Below are 14,576 nucleotides of genomic sequence, written 5' to 3'. Positions count from 1 at the left end.
AATCCTTGAATGGGCGCGGCAGCCCACATTCCGGGCCACCTGCCCGTGTGCGGGGGATTTTAAAGCGCAGAGAAGGATTGGCCTATGATCTCTGGGGATAACAGGGTTTTGATCGGGCGAGAAGGTTTTCCGGGTGCACCGCCAGTTACCCCGTCAGTTTTCCACCACGTTGCGCACAGCTGTGCAGCGGCGCGCGACAGTCGCGGAGGATGGAGAGATTTAACTCATGCGAATATCCATGCTTATCCAAACACTCGCTAATGTGACCAAACACATTGATACTCAACCACAAACTCTTTTGCAGTGAGAAAGAATGCAATGCCCATGATTCCCCTGCTGATCTGCGATGACTCGAACATGGCGCGCAAGCAGCTGTTGAGGGCTTTACCCCCTGAATGGGGTGTATCGGTCACGATGGCGACCAACGGTCAGGAAGGCCTGGACGCCGTTCGTCTCGGTCTGGGCAAAGTCATGCTGCTGGACCTGACCATGCCGGTTATGGACGGCTATGAGACCCTCGCGGCGATTCGTGCTGAAAATCTCGACGCGAAGATCATCGTCGTATCGGGAGACGTCCAGGATGAAGCGGTGCGCCGGGTGATGGAGCTGGGCGCGCTGGCGTTTCTGAAAAAACCGGCTGAGCCGGACGAGCTCAAGGCCACCCTGACCCGTCTGGGGTTGCTGGGTGAGGCGGTGTCCGTGCCAGTCGTGGTCCCGCCAGCCATCAACGGCGGGGTGATCAGCTTTCAGGACGCGTTCCGCGAGACCATCAACGTCGCCATGGGCCGGGCGGCAGCGCTGCTGGCGAAAGTGCTTGGGGTCTTCGTGCAGTTACCAGTGCCCACGGTGAACATGTTTGAAGTGGGCGAGTTGCACATGGCGCTGGCCGATGCCCACAGCAGTGAGCGGCTGACGGCGGTGTGTCAGGGCTACATCGGCGGCGGGATTGCTGGCGAGGCGCTGCTGATTTTCCATGACTCGGACATCGCCGACATGGGCACGCTGATGCATCGCGATTCCGAAGATTACTCGGATCAGGAGATGCTCCTGGACCTGTCCACGATCCTGATTGGCGCCTGCCTGAGCGGGATCGCCGAGCAGATCGATATCGAGTTTTCCCAAGGGCATCCTCAGGTGCTGGGTACCCAAAGTGGTATTGATGACCTGATTCGTATCAATCAGACCCGCTGGCAGAAAACCCTGGCGGTTGAGATCAGCTACAGCCTGGAGGGCCATAGCATCAACTTCGACCTGCTGATGTTGTTCACCGAAGATTCGGTTGAGCGTCTGACCAAAAAACTCGCTTACCTGATGAGCTGACCCATGAGCAATCAAATCGATATCAAAGAATTACATTGGTTGCTGGCGGTTACCCAGAATATCGACGTCGGCATTGTCGTGCTCGACCGCGAATACCGCGTGCAGGTCTGGAACACCTTCATGGAGAACCGCTCCGGGGTGGTGCCGTACGAAGCCTCCAACCAGTCGATCTTCACACTGTTTCCGGACCTCAACCGCAAGTGGTTCAGCAAGAAAGTCGACAATGTCATCGCCCTGGGTACACCTGCTTTCACCATTTGGGAGCAACGGCCGTATCTGGTCCGGTTCAAGAACTACCAGCCGATTACCGGCCGGGAAGATTTCATGTACCAGAACACCACTATGTTCCCGCTGCGCTCGACCACTAGCGAAATCACTCATATCTGCCTGGTCATATACGACGTTACAGACGTGGCGACCAACCGGCATTTGCTGCAAACCGCCAATGCTGAGCTGCATAAGCTCTCCAGTACCGGCCCATGAATACATAACGCTCATCGAGTGGGCCGACCAGGCGCTTTATGCGGGAAGAAAAACGTTCGCAATCAGGTCTCGGTGCACGAATAACTGCTGGATTACTGGTAGCATCGGGATTTTTCCGGCGGCGATCACGGACATCATGCGACCTCAATCCACACTCACGGTAACCCCTGTCGATCATCCACTGGTCGGGCGCGTCAGCCCGCCAGGCTCGAAATCCATCACCAATCGCGCGCTGTTGCTGGCTGGCCTGGCGAAAGGCACCAGCCGCCTGAGTGGCGCGCTCAAGAGTGATGACACCCGAGTGATGTCCGAAGCCCTGCGCTTGATGGGCGTGCAGGTCGATGAGCCGGATGACAGCACGTTTGTGGTCACCAGCAGCGGCCAGTGGCAGGTACCTTCGCAGCCTTTGTTCCTCGGGAACGCCGGCACGGCGACACGTTTTCTGACGGCGGCGCTGGCCAATTTCAAAGGTGATTTCGTCGTCGATGGCGACGAGTACATGCGCAAGCGCCCGATTGGTCCGCTGGTGGATGCGTTGCAACGCATGGGTGTTGAAGCCAGCGCCCCCACGGGTTGCCCTCCGGTAGCGATCAAGGGCCAGGGTGGTCTGGCCGCCGGGCGTATCGAGATCGACGGCAACCTGTCCAGCCAGTATGTGTCGGCACTGTTGATGGCCGGCGCCTGCGGCAAAGGCCCGCTTGAAGTGGCGCTTACCGGCAGCGACATCGGTGCTCGCGGTTACGTCGACCTGACGCTGGCCGCCATGCAGGCCTTTGGTGCCCAGGTCGAGGAACTCGGCGACACAGCCTGGAAAGTCTCTGCCACCGGCTATCACGCCACCGACTTCCACATTGAGCCCGATGCATCGGCCGCAACTTACTTGTGGGCCGCGCAGGCGCTGACCGCAGGCAGCATCGATCTGGGTGTCGCGACCCAGGATTTCACCCAGCCGGACGCACTGGCCAGCCATGTGATCGACAGCTTCCCGAATATGCCCGCTGTGATCGACGGCTCGCAGATGCAGGACGCCATTCCGACCCTGGCCGTGCTGGCTGCGTTCAACAACCAGCCGGTTCGCTTTGTGGGTATCGCGAACCTGCGGGTCAAGGAATGCGACCGGATTTCAGCATTGTCCCAGGGCCTGTGCGCCATCGCCCCAGGGCTGGCAGTGGAAGAAGGTGATGACCTGATCGTTCACGCCGATCCGCAATTGGCGGGCCGCACCGTGGATGCGCTGATCGACACCCACGCCGATCATCGCATTGCCATGTGCTTCGCGTTGGCTGGGCTGAAAGTCGCAGGCATAAAAATCCAGGACCCTGACTGCGTCGGCAAAACCTATCCCGGCTACTGGGATGCGTTGCAGTCGTTGGGGGTGAAGGTTCAGCGTCAGGATTGATATTGCTCACCTAACACGGAATCTGTAGGAGCGAGCTTGCTCGCGATGCGTTGTGTCAGGAAAAAACCAATAACCTGACCTGACGCCATCGCGGGCAAGCGCGCTCCTACAGAGGATGTTCCAGTCTTCAAATCGCCCGGTAACTCATCCTGTACCCCAACTCCGCACTTTCCCCCTTTTGCAACAACCGCAACCCCGGATGCCCTGGCAGGTGGTGGGCGTTGACCGGGTGGCTGACGGGTTCGAAGCAGAAGAAATCCAGCCCCGGCGGGCAGAACACTAGAAAGAACTGACTGCCGCTGGCCTGGCATTCAAGCTCATATCCCAGATCCGGCTGGCTGATCAGCGCTTTGCCATCCCATTCAGTGAAGCCATTGTCCAGGCGGGTTTGCGGCAGGTTGTTCAGTGCGTTGAAATTCCACTCGGCCGGCAGCGCCTGCAGCTCTGTCGGCAGGCCTGCGTCATCGGTCAGCCAGACCTGTGCAGCCTTGGCCTGCAAGCGGGTATTGGCGGTGCGGGGCAGGTAAGGGTGCAGACCCAGGCCATGCCAGGCAGCGTGTTCGGCCAGATGCGTGACGCTCAAGGTGATGCTGAGAGTGCCGTCCTCCAAGCTGAAACGCAGCTGCGCGCGATAGGCAAAAGGGATGGCGCTCTCCAGTTGCAACACGGCATGGCTCGCGCTGTGTTCAATCACCTCCCACGGCTGCTGCCAGGCACTGCCATGGATCGGCAAGGCGTCGTTGGCGCTATTGGGTTGCAGCGCCAGCCAGCCATGCGGAGTGTCGAAGCCGCCGTTGCCGATCCGGTTTGACCAGGGCACCAGCGGATAACAGCTCAGCCGCCGAGGCGTGCCGGCGCTCAAGGCCTCGGCGTCGCTGGGACGCAGCAGCGGTTGACCGCTGGCCAGCGCGATCCAGTTGACGATGCTGCCGCCGGTTTGCGGCGCCAGAGTGAGGCGGGTCACGCCATCTTCAAGGGTCAGGATTGCCTGTTGCATGTGATCTGCCTCATGAGTGGTGGATAGTCAGGCCGCGCGCCGCCAGGTCAGCAGCACAATGCCGGTGACCACGATCAGCCCGCCAATGATCTGACCGCTGCTGAGTAATTGATCAAGAATTAACCAGCCAAACAGCAGGCTCGCTACCGGTTCGATGTTCATCACCGGAGCGTTGCGGGCCATGTCCAGGCGGGTCAGGCAGATGAACAGCAAGGAAAAGCCCAGCCCATAGAGCGAGACCAGGCAGGCCAGGGCGGCCCAGCCGGTGGAGGACGACGGCAGCGACACGCCGCCCGGCAGTACGCCGCTGAAGCCGGCCAATGCTGCGGCGCTGAATACGATGAGCATGGTCAACATACTGCGCACCGTGCCGCGCATGGACGACAGCTTGTGATCGGTGATCCACAGCGCACAGGCGAACACCCCGGCGGCAGCGAAACCGAAAGCGATGCCTTCGAGCCATTGGGCTTCAGTGCTGTGCTGGCTGGACAAGCGCTCCGGCACGTCCAGTGCGAACACCAGCCCGATCAGGATCAAGCCCATCAGCACAGCGGCGCGACGAGTCGGTGCCGGACCGCCCAGCGCCCAGGTCAGCAGCGCCAGCAGGATCGGCGCAACGTTGGCAATCAGTAACGCCAGGGCAACCGGAATACGGGCCACGGCTGAATAGATACAAAAGCTCTGTGCCGCGATGAGCACGCCCAGCAACAGTTGCCAGCGCCAGGTGCGCGCCGTCAATTGCGGCCGCTCGCGTTGCCACAGCACCAGCCCGGTGAGTACCAGCAGGGTCACGCCCGAGCGACAGAGGATCGCCAGCAGCAGGCCGGTGTCATGGTCGAAGGCGATCCGCGCAGCAATGTGATTACCCGCGAAAGCGCAGGCCAGCAGAGCGAGGATGAGTACGGCGATGTGGCGGGGGAATAAAGCAGAAGCGGACATGAGCAACCAGCCTCCTTGGCTGGGGGGATGACACAGATCTTCAAGCAACTGTGGGAGCGGTGCTTGCCCGCGATAAGGTCAACGCGATCTAAAGTGAATCGCGTCCAGCCTTATCGCGGGCAAGCACCGCTCCCACAGGGTATCGCGGTGCGCATTGTGTTTCTTACAACACCACACTCGGCAGCCACAGGGAGATTGCCGGAACGTAGGTCACCAGCATCAACACCATAAACAGCGCAGCGTAGAACGGCAGCAGGGCTTTTACCGTTGCTTCGATGGTGACTTTACCCACCGCAGCGCCGACGAACAGCACCGCGCCAACCGGCGGTGTTATGAGTCCGATCCCCAGGTTCACCAGCATGATCATGCCAAAGTGCACCGGATCAACACCGACACTCGCCACTACCGGCAGAAGGATCGGGGTCAGGATCAGGATCAGAGGTGCCATGTCCATGATGGTGCCGAGCAGCAACAGCATGACGTTGATGCACATCAGGATCACATAGCGGTTGTCCGAGATGGTCAGGAACGCGGTGGTGATCTTCATCGGGATCTCCATCAGCGTCAGGATGTACCCGAAGCTGGCGGCAAAACCGATCAGGATCATCACGATGGAAATGGTCCGCGCCGCCCGGTGCATCAGCTTGGGCAGGTCGCGCCATTTGTAATCGCGATAGATAAACATGGTGACGAAGAACGACCAGAGCACAGCAATGGCGGCCGACTCGGTAGCGGTGAACACACCTGACAGAATGCCGCCCAGGATGATCACCAGCGCCATCATGCCCCACAGCGCTTCACCGGCGATTTTCAACGCCTTGCGCAGCGGGATCACTTCGCCTTTCGGGTAGTTGCGCTTGCGGGCGAAGATCATGCACAGGCCCATCATCACCGCGCTGAGCAGCAGGCCCGGCATGATCCCGGCCATGAACAGCGAAGCGATGGACACTGTGCCGCCAGCGGCCAGCGAGTAGAGCACCGAGTTGTGGCTCGGCGGTGTCAGCAAGGCCTGTACCGAACCGCTGACGGTCACCGCCGTGGAGAAATCACGTGGGTAACCGGCACGCTCCATTTCCGGGATCAGTACCGAACCCACCGATGCAGTGTCGGCGACGGACGAACCGGAGATGGCGCCGAAGAAGGTCGATGCAACGATGTTGACCAGAGACAGACCGCCGCGCACAAAGCCGACCAGGACACCGGCAAACGCGACGAGCCGTCGTGACATGCCGCCCTCGGCCATGATCGCGCCAGCCAGAACGAAGAACGGGATTGCCAGCAGCGAGAATTTGTTCACGCCACCTGCAATCTGAATCATCAATGCGTCGGCAGGGATATCAATCCACCACGCGCCGATAAGTGCCGATAGACCTAGCGCGTAAGCGACCGGCATACCGATCAGGATCAGCGCAATGAAGCTGCCCAGTAATATGAGTGCGTCCATTTATGCAGCACCTTCACTTTCTTCTACGACATCAAAATGCATGACAGGACGGTGGCTTTGATCACCCAGGAAGATTCGCTCAAGGATGAAAATCAGCGTAACGATCCCACCAATCGGAATTGGCAAATAAGAGATTCCCACTCGTAGCGCCGGAATTTCGCCCAGAAACTGGTTCCAGGTCGTGGCGCAGAGTTTGAAGCCTTTGACTACCATGAACCCCGCGACGATTGCCATCAGGACTTGCACCAGCAGTGCCGCAGATTTGCGCAGGTGAAGCGGCAGACGATCCACAGCCATGGAGACGGCCATGTGCGCGCCAGCGCGGTAGCTCGCGGCGGCACCGAAGAAGGTGAACACCACCATCAACAGGATCGCAACGGGTTCTGGCCAGCTAGAGCCGGTCCCGAGGACATAACGAGTAAAAATACCCCACGGGATAATCAGGGTCATGATCAGGACCGCAAAACCGGCGATCCCGATACACACCCGATAAATAATGTCGTTAATGCTCAACAGCGTATTTTTCATGAGGCTCACCACAGCGGCGGCGAACGAACTGGCGTTCGCCCCCGCGGCGTTATCGGACAGGCTTGGATAGGCTGCTTAGTTTTTAGCGGTCAGGGCCGGATTGGTCGGTGTGTCCTTGATGCGTTTGATCAGGTCTGCGTACGGCGCGCCGTATTTGTCACGTACTGGCTGGGTAGCGTCGTAGAAGGCTTTCTTCTGCTCAGGTGTCAGGGTGATGAATTCCACGCCTGCTGCCTTGAGCTTGGTTTCTGCATCAGCAGTCGACTTGTCCCACAGCACGCGCTCTTCAGCCTGGGCTTCTTTCGCCAGTTTTTTCACCAGCGTCTGTTGCTCAGGGGTGAGCTTGGTCCAGGTGGTTTTCGCCATCACGATCGGCTCGGGCAGGATCAGGTGCTCGGTGAGGGTGAAGAACTTGGCGTTCTGGTAGTGGTTATGCTGGAAGTAAGTCGGCGGGTTGTTTTCCGCGCCGTCGATAACGCCCGTTTGCAAAGCGCTAAAGATCTCTCCCGTAGACATGGAAATACCGCTGCCGCCCATGTCATTGATGGTGTCCACGAATACCGGGTTGCCCATGACACGAACTTTCATGCCTTTGAGGTCTTCGATACTGCGCACGGGTTTCTTGGTGTAAAGGTTGCGGGTGCCGCCATCCATCCAGGCCAGCGCGACCATGTTGAATTGCGAATTGGTGATCTTGTCGAGAATTTCGTCGCCGATCTTGCCGTCGATAATCGTGCGCATGTGCGCCTGATCACGGAACACAAATGGCAGGTTGAAGACGTTCACGTCAGGCACTACCGGGCCCACGATGCCGAGGCTGACGCGGGTCATCTGGATGGCGCCGCTCTGCACTTGTTCAACCACTTCTTTCTCGGAACCGAGCACGCCACCGGCGTACATTTTGAAGCTGATCTCGCCCTTGGACTGCTCTTCGAGCTTCTTGCCCATGTTTTGTTCAGCCACTACCGGGGCATAACCGGCGGGGTGAACTTCAGCGAATTTGATTTTGACTTCTGCCTGGGCCAGGCCCGACATGCAGAAAGCCAGCGGAAGTGCAGCGATGAGAAGCTTGCGTTTGAAATCCATGAATAACTCCAGTGTTGTTGTTTTTAGGTGCTGGCGAAACGGTGTTGCTCATACCTGATGGAACAATGCAGCCTGAACCGGTTTTCACCCCCTGAAAGCCGGTTCGGGTAAACCTTTTACACCCGGTCGCAAGGCAAAAACGCCACCGGCCAGGGGTTGATCGCTGATATCGCCACCTGGACGGATCGAGGTGACGTACAAGGTGTCGAGATTCGGGCCACCAAAAGCACACATGGTCGGCTTCTTCACGGGCACGACCAGTGATTGGTCAAGTTTGCCCTCCGGTGTAAAGCGGTGGATCAGCCCAGCATCGTTGCCGCAGATCCAGTAGCAGCCGTCGGCATCCACTGCTGCGCCATCCGGCCGGCCGAGAAAACTGTTCATGTCCACGAACAGGCGGCGGTTGTGAGGTGTGCCACTGTCGATGTCGTAGTCGAACGCCCAGATTTTCTGCACGCTGGGGTGCGAGTCAGACAGGTACATGACGGTGCCGTCCGGGCTGAACGCCAGACCGTTGGGCACGATAAAGTCTGAGAGCTGCGCGATCAGAGGCTCGCTTTGCCCCGCGTCGTAGCGATACATCGCACCCACTGGCGCGCCTGCGGCCATGTCCAGCAACATGGTGCCAGCCCAGAATCGGCCTTGGCGGTCGCAACGACCATCGTTGAAACGCATGCCGGGTTGCGCGTGTTCGACGCTGATCAACGGCGTACTACTCAAGGTGCCATCAGCCTGGGTCGCCAGTCGGTACAGGCCATCTTCCATGCCCGCGATCCAGTCGTCGCTGCCACTCTCATAGCGAGCGATGCAGGCGAGCATTTGTGCTGCTTTCCAGCTTTGCGTCTTGTCGTCAGACGCACTCCAGCGGTGTAGACGGCCGGCCGGAATGTCCACCCAGTAAAGGGCCTGTTCCTGGGCGCTCCACACCGGGCTTTCGCCTGTGGCGTTTTGTGCGTCGAGAATCAATTCAGCATCCATGTCGGCCAGCTCTCTTCTTTTTATGTGCTGTTTGGGTGGTGCGCTTTACTCGTCGCCGAACGGTCCTGCGGCAGCAAACGCACCGCCCTGATAGACCGCTGCCGGATCATCGGCTGCTGGCATCGGTTGTTGTTCGACCTTGTCACGGAACACTTCCGAGCTGTCCTTGGCGGTATAGCCCAGATGCGCGGCGAAGCGGTTATCCCACCACACGTCGCGGTTGGCGGACATGCCGTAGACCACGGTGTGGCCGACGTTTGGCGTGAACAGCGAGCGCTCGATCAACTGCGTGAGGTCGTCGAAGCTCAGCCAGGTGCTCATCATCCGGCGGTTCTGCGGCTCCGGAAACGACGAGCCGATACGGATGCTCACGGTCTCGATGCCGTAACGATCAAAGTAAAACGTCGCCATGTCTTCGCCGTAGGATTTGGACAGGCCGTAGTAGCTGTCCGGGCGGCGAGGGGAGTGGGCGTCGATGGTTTCGTCTTGCTTATAGAAGCCGATCACATGGTTGGAACTGGCGAAAATAATGCGTTTGACGCCATGTCGGCGTGCTGCTTCGTAAATGTGGAATACGCCGCTGATGTTGGCGCCGAGGATTTCCTCGAACGGGCGCTCGACCGAAACACCCCCGAAATGCAGGATCGCATCCACACCTTCGACCAATTGGTGAACGGCTTGTTTGTCGGAGAGATCACAGATCTGGACTTCTTCACTGGCATCGGCGGCCGGGGCCATTTCGCTGATGTCGGAGAGCCGCAGGGTCTTGGCGTAAGGGCGCAGGCTCTTGCGCAGAACTTTGCCCAGACCGCCTGCCGCGCCAGTCAATAGCACGCGGTTGAAGGGAGTTGGGGCGGTATGAGTGGTTGTCATGAGGGTCCCTTGCGTCTTTTTATTAGGCGTCATCTGTTGTCGTATGACTTGAGTCGGATATTTGCAATCGCCGAGCACTTTGTCAACGCGACTTAGGTCGAAAATGTTGCTTGGATCAGGATCGCCATTCAGGCCGATCACCGACCCGTGGGAGCGAATTCATTCGCGAATGCGGTGTGTCAGGTACTGATGTCCGTTCTGACAGGACCCCTTCGCGAATGAATTCGCTCCCACAGGAGGTTTCGCGCTCCTGTGGGTGCTGGGTTGGTCTTACAACAATGAAAGCGGATAGCTGATGAAGATCCGGTTTTCGTCAAACTCGTTGGTGCTGTAGTCGCGACGGATGCTCGCGTTACGCCACCGAACGTTCAGGCTTTTGAATGTGCCGCTTTGTACGGTGTAGGCCAGTTCCGACTCGCGGCCCCATTCCTTGCCGTCGGTGATCGCGCCGGTGTGAACGTTGTCACCGCTGATGTAGCGGTTCATCAGGGTCATACCTGGCACGCCGAAGACCGCGAAGTCCAGGTCGTGACGCAGTTGCCAGGATTTCTCTTTGGCGTTGTCATAGCTGGAGTTGTAGCTATCATTGGCGAGCGTGCCGCCACTGGTGCCGTTGACCCGGAACCAGCCGTCATCGCCGCTGACTTTCTGCAGGCCCACGTACAAGGTGTTGCCCTTGTATTTGGCGGACAGCAAGGCGTAAGCGGTTTTGTTATCCAGATCGCCAGCCAGTGCGCTGCCGTCTTCTGTACCCCAGAAGTAACCGAGGTTTGCGCCCAGAGTTACGTCGCCAAGCGGTTGGCTGTGCAGGACGTTGACGAACTTCTGGTTGTAGATGTCTTGCAGCTCGGCATACCAGACGCCGATCTGGGTGCGTTTGTCATTGAAGGCGTATTCGCCACCGCCGAAGTTGAAGCGGTCGGACGTGAACGCGCCCCGGCCGTTGAGTGTCATGTCTTCCATGCTGGCATCGTTACGTGGGCTGTTGCCACGGAACTGACCGCCGTAAAGGGTAAGGCCGGACAGTTCTTTGGAGGTGATCTGCGCACCTTGGAACGTTTGTGGCAGAGAGCGACCATCGTCAGAGCGCAGAATTGGCAGCACGGCCATCCACTCGCCGACTTTCAATTCAGTCTTGGAAATCTTGGCTTTGGCCGCAACACCCAGGCGCCCGAAATCATCGGCCGGACTGCCATCGCTGTGGACTGGCAGCAACTGGGTACCGGTTGTGCCCTTGCCGCCGTCGAGTTTCACCGAGTACATGCCCAACACGTCAACGCCGAAGCCCACCACCCCTTGGGTATACCCGGACTTGGCATCCAGAATGAAGCTTTGCGTCCACTCTTCCGCTTTGCCTTGTGGGGCTCTGCTGTTGGGATAGGCCGGGTTGGTGAAATTACGGTTGAAGTAGGCGTTTCGCAGGTTAAGCGTCGCCTTGGTGTCATCGACGAAGCCTTCCGCCGAAGCGAGCAGGGGGAACGTCAGGCTCATGCTGCCTAGCCCCAGAAGAATCAGCGAACGGGTGTGTTGAGATCTCATTATTGTTGTGCTCCCATTTTTTCGACAAAGCACTTCCCCGGCGGCGTTTAAACAACCTGTACTGTGGAGAAGTGCGTAATACCCTGTTTAAGGGCGTCAGACTCTCCCGCACATGCGGACGAGCCTTTACTTCACAGCGGTTGAACCGTCAGCGAATTCGGATAAGACTCGACCCTGAGTAAGTCTGGATCGAAGAAGTGCAAAAGATGGGGTGGTGCATGGAATTGAGCCCGTCGCGGCCTGCTGGCACGAGGGGGTGGAGCGCGAGGACGTGAGTCGTCATACGTAGCTTCCCTGAATTATTGTTATTTTTGTTATCTGTTGTCGTACAACTTTGCGGGCGATTATTTGCAGGCTCGAAGAGGTTTGTCAATTAGGGGGTAGACGAAAGTCTAGGTGTTCGCCGGTGCAGGGGATCATCATATGTGACGTTGGATTTTGGCGGATGCCGAACCTGTGGGAGCGAGCTTGCTCGCGAAGGCGGTGTTCATCCATCAAAGGAGTTATCGAACGCACCGACCTCTTCGCCAGCAAGCTCGCTCCCACGTAAACGGATTTAGTCAGCACCATGCGGGGTAACAACTATCAACTGAACGCCCCGTCTCTTTAAATAGTCCACCGAAAACACCTTTTCAAATGCAGCAACCGATTCAGTGAATGTCGTCGTGGTCGATCGGTCCTCAGCCACCCAACCTGACGGGGTTTTTTGAGATGAGAAAGTTCGCCCATTTTGATATCAATGCCAAGGGCCGCGATTTTGCGGTGGGGGATATTCATGGGCATTTCACCCGCCTGCAAAGCGTGCTCGATGAAGCAGATTTTGATCCGGCGGTGGACCGGCTGTTCAGTGTCGGTGATCTGGTGGATCGCGGCCCGGAAAGCCTTCAGGCCCTTGAATGGCTGGCTCAGCCCTGGTTTTTTGCGGTGCAGGGCAATCATGAGGCGCTGGCGATTGCCCATGTGCAACGCAAGCCATTGGACTACCGCATGTACATATCCAGCGGTGGCGCCTGGTTTCTGGAGCTGGCGCCTGAGGCGCAACAACACTGCGCTGCTTACTTCGCGCAGATGCCCATTGCGCTTGAAGTCGAGACCGCTGAAGGCCTGATCGGGCTGGTGCATGCCGATTGCCCATTACCGACCTGGGACATGCTGCGCGCGACCCTCAAGGGCCATATGCCGGAGCAGGGCCGCTTACAGGAAAGCTGCCAGTGGTCGCGAGAACGTCTGCAATTGCGTGATTACAGCGGTATTCCCGATTTACGGGCGCTGATCGTGGGGCATACGCCGCTGCCCGATCCTGAAATTCTCGGCAACGTCTTTCATATTGATACAGGCGGCTGGCGATCAGACGACAACGGCTATTTCACTCTGATGGAGCTCAGTTCTCTGGGCGTATTGCGCGATGAGCGGCGTTAATAAGTGTTCATAACGCTATGCTCGGGCTTCGTATCAACGGAACCTTCACTGAAAACATGAAAATCGGCCTGATTTCCGACACCCACGGCCTGTTGCGACCCCAGGCCCTGGCGGCCTTGCAAGGCTGCGAACAGCTGGTCCACGCGGGGGATATCGGCAAGCCCGAGATCCTTGAAGCGCTTCGGGCCATTGCGCCGCTGACCGTGGTCCGAGGCAATAACGACCAGGACGACAGCTGGGCCAGCGATGTGCCGTTTTCTGCCCGCTTAGACGTTGAAGGCGTGAGTATTTTCGTCACCCACATCCTTGCCGACGTCCCGAAACCCTTGCCCGATGGCATCCAGGTCGTAGTCATTGGCCATTCCCACAAGCCGTTGATTCAGCAGATTGACGGGGTGTTGTACATAAACCCTGGCAGTGCGGGCCCTCGGCGCTTCAAATTGCCAATCAGCGTTGCGTTGCTGCACGTTGATGACTTGGGCGTGCGGGCCGAACTGGTTGAGCTGGAGGTTTGATAAGTAGGTACAACACATCATCATTTACCGCAGCGAGATCTGCAGGAGGTTCCGCCGCGCTGTCGTGCAGCCAACACGGTTCTGTAGGAGCGCACGAGCACCGTGAGGCCGCGATGGCAGTGGGTCAGGCAGACCAACATCGCTGCCTCGCGGTGCTCGTGAGCTCTTACAGTGTGTGGCGTTTTACGCTGATCAACCGCCAACCTTGTAGGGTCGATGGCTGCGAACGATGACTCAGATCACCTCGCCACCGGGTCCAGCCCGCTGTTCTTGATCGCGCCAGCGGCAGCTTGTGAGCCGAGGTATTGCAGCAGTTCTCGGGCCTGTTCCGGGTGGGCGCTTCGAGTAGACACGCCACCGGAATACAGCGTCATTTGCTGAGCCTGCTCCGGGATCAGGCCGATGATGTCGATCCCCTGCACGGGCTTGAGCTCGCTCAACTGCTGGAAGCCCAGCTGCGCTTCGCCCCGGGCGACCACTTCGCCGACCGGCTCGGCAGGAATCATGCGACTTTTGCTCTGGAGACGATCGGCGATGTGCATCTGATTGAACAGCACACGGGACAGATAAACGCCGCTGGCGCTGTCGGAATAGGCAATGGATTTAGCGTCGATCAGCGTCTGCTTGAACGCTTCCATGGTTCTGATATCAGGCTTCGGGTCGCCATGACGGATGGCCATTGCGATGTAGGATTTGCCCAGGTCGACCCGACTTTTGGGATCGACCTGACCATTCTTGATCAACTTATCCAGCGCGGAGCTGACCATCAACACGACGTCGGCAGGCTCGTTGCGGTCCAGTCTGTTAGGAATCGCCTGGGGCGTTGCGCCCATCGATGGCGCCGCCTCAATCACCAGACGTACACCAGTGCGTTGTTCGTAGTCGGCGCTGATTGCATTGAACGCGCCCATGATGCCGCCGGAGCTGAGGATGACCAGGGACACGGGTTTGGCGGCTGTCGCGGCACTGACAAGGGCCACCGGAGAGAAGGACAGGGCAGCGCCAAGCAGGTAAGGAAGAAATTTTTTCATTGAAGATGAACCTTGCAGTGAACAG

At 58.5% G+C, this 14,576-nt stretch carries 14 protein-coding genes; 5 read left to right on the top strand and 9 right to left on the bottom strand.

Annotated elements, in window-relative coordinates; genetic code table 11:
- The first annotated feature begins 318 nt into the window (after positions 1 to 318).
- The 3 genes from IV01_RS19375 to aroA all read left to right on the top strand — a co-directional run bounded on the left by IV01_RS19375 (position 319) and on the right by aroA (position 3,202).
- The gene (locus IV01_RS19375; RefSeq protein WP_032626784.1) at positions 319 to 1,320 is read left to right on the top strand and encodes a response regulator; all 1,002 of its coding nucleotides are present in this window, start codon (positions 319 to 321) and stop codon (positions 1,318 to 1,320) included.
- 3 nt (positions 1,321 to 1,323) lie between these two features.
- Positions 1,324 to 1,803: a PAS domain-containing protein gene (locus IV01_RS19380; protein WP_032626782.1), complete on the top strand. Its 480-nt coding sequence runs from the start codon at positions 1,324 to 1,326 to the stop codon at positions 1,801 to 1,803.
- A 136-nt stretch (positions 1,804 to 1,939) separates the two neighbouring features.
- On the top strand, positions 1,940 to 3,202 hold the full coding sequence (gene aroA, locus IV01_RS19385; RefSeq protein ID WP_032626780.1) for a 3-phosphoshikimate 1-carboxyvinyltransferase: 1,263 nt from the start codon (positions 1,940 to 1,942) through the stop codon (positions 3,200 to 3,202).
- A gap of 127 nt (positions 3,203 to 3,329) precedes the next feature.
- Here aroA and IV01_RS19390 read toward each other — a convergent pair whose 3' ends face one another.
- The 8 genes from IV01_RS19390 to IV01_RS19425 form a co-directional block, all read right to left on the bottom strand.
- A complete protein-coding gene (locus IV01_RS19390; protein WP_032626778.1) occupies positions 3,330 to 4,199 on the bottom strand; it encodes an aldose 1-epimerase in 870 nt (289 codons plus the stop codon).
- A 27-nt stretch (positions 4,200 to 4,226) separates the two neighbouring features.
- Complete coding sequence (locus tag IV01_RS19395) at positions 4,227 to 5,138, bottom strand: EamA family transporter (RefSeq protein ID WP_032626776.1); 912 nt, start codon at positions 5,136 to 5,138, stop codon at positions 4,227 to 4,229.
- 163 nt (positions 5,139 to 5,301) lie between these two features.
- Entirely contained in the window at positions 5,302 to 6,582 is a 1,281-nt protein-coding gene (locus IV01_RS19400) for a TRAP transporter large permease (protein WP_032626774.1), read from the bottom strand.
- Complete coding sequence (locus IV01_RS19405) at positions 6,583 to 7,110, bottom strand: TRAP transporter small permease (protein ID WP_032626772.1); 528 nt, start codon at positions 7,108 to 7,110, stop codon at positions 6,583 to 6,585.
- A gap of 75 nt (positions 7,111 to 7,185) precedes the next feature.
- On the bottom strand, positions 7,186 to 8,196 hold the full coding sequence (locus IV01_RS19410) for a TRAP transporter substrate-binding protein (RefSeq protein WP_032626770.1): 1,011 nt from the start codon (positions 8,194 to 8,196) through the stop codon (positions 7,186 to 7,188).
- A gap of 84 nt (positions 8,197 to 8,280) precedes the next feature.
- Positions 8,281 to 9,174, bottom strand: a complete 894-nt coding sequence (locus IV01_RS19415; RefSeq protein WP_032626768.1) for a glucurono-1,5-lactonase — start codon at positions 9,172 to 9,174, stop codon at positions 8,281 to 8,283.
- Positions 9,175 to 9,219: 45 nt separating this feature from the next.
- Complete coding sequence (locus IV01_RS19420; RefSeq protein ID WP_032626862.1) at positions 9,220 to 10,047, bottom strand: NAD-dependent epimerase/dehydratase family protein; 828 nt, start codon at positions 10,045 to 10,047, stop codon at positions 9,220 to 9,222.
- A gap of 270 nt (positions 10,048 to 10,317) precedes the next feature.
- A complete protein-coding gene (locus IV01_RS19425; protein ID WP_032626766.1) occupies positions 10,318 to 11,586 on the bottom strand; it encodes an OprD family porin in 1,269 nt (422 codons plus the stop codon).
- A 711-nt stretch (positions 11,587 to 12,297) separates the two neighbouring features.
- Here IV01_RS19425 and IV01_RS19430 point away from each other — a divergent pair.
- Positions 12,298 to 13,005, top strand: coding sequence for a metallophosphoesterase (locus IV01_RS19430; RefSeq protein WP_032626860.1), 708 nt, complete (start codon positions 12,298 to 12,300; stop codon positions 13,003 to 13,005).
- Between the two features lie 56 nt (positions 13,006 to 13,061).
- Complete coding sequence (locus IV01_RS19435) at positions 13,062 to 13,520, top strand: metallophosphoesterase family protein (protein WP_032626858.1); 459 nt, start codon at positions 13,062 to 13,064, stop codon at positions 13,518 to 13,520.
- A 239-nt stretch (positions 13,521 to 13,759) separates the two neighbouring features.
- Here the strand turns inward: IV01_RS19435 and IV01_RS19440 are convergent, their stop codons facing one another.
- Positions 13,760 to 14,551: a substrate-binding domain-containing protein gene (locus tag IV01_RS19440; protein WP_032626764.1), complete on the bottom strand. Its 792-nt coding sequence runs from the start codon at positions 14,549 to 14,551 to the stop codon at positions 13,760 to 13,762.
- Positions 14,552 to 14,576 lie beyond the last annotated feature (25 nt).

Origin of the sequence: Pseudomonas syringae, from assembly GCF_000737245.1 — a bacterium.
Lineage (GTDB): Bacteria > Pseudomonadota > Gammaproteobacteria > Pseudomonadales > Pseudomonadaceae > Aquipseudomonas > Aquipseudomonas syringae_J.
The sequence above is the reverse complement of the archived record's forward strand: the minus strand, read 5'-3'. Positions and strand labels throughout refer to the sequence as shown.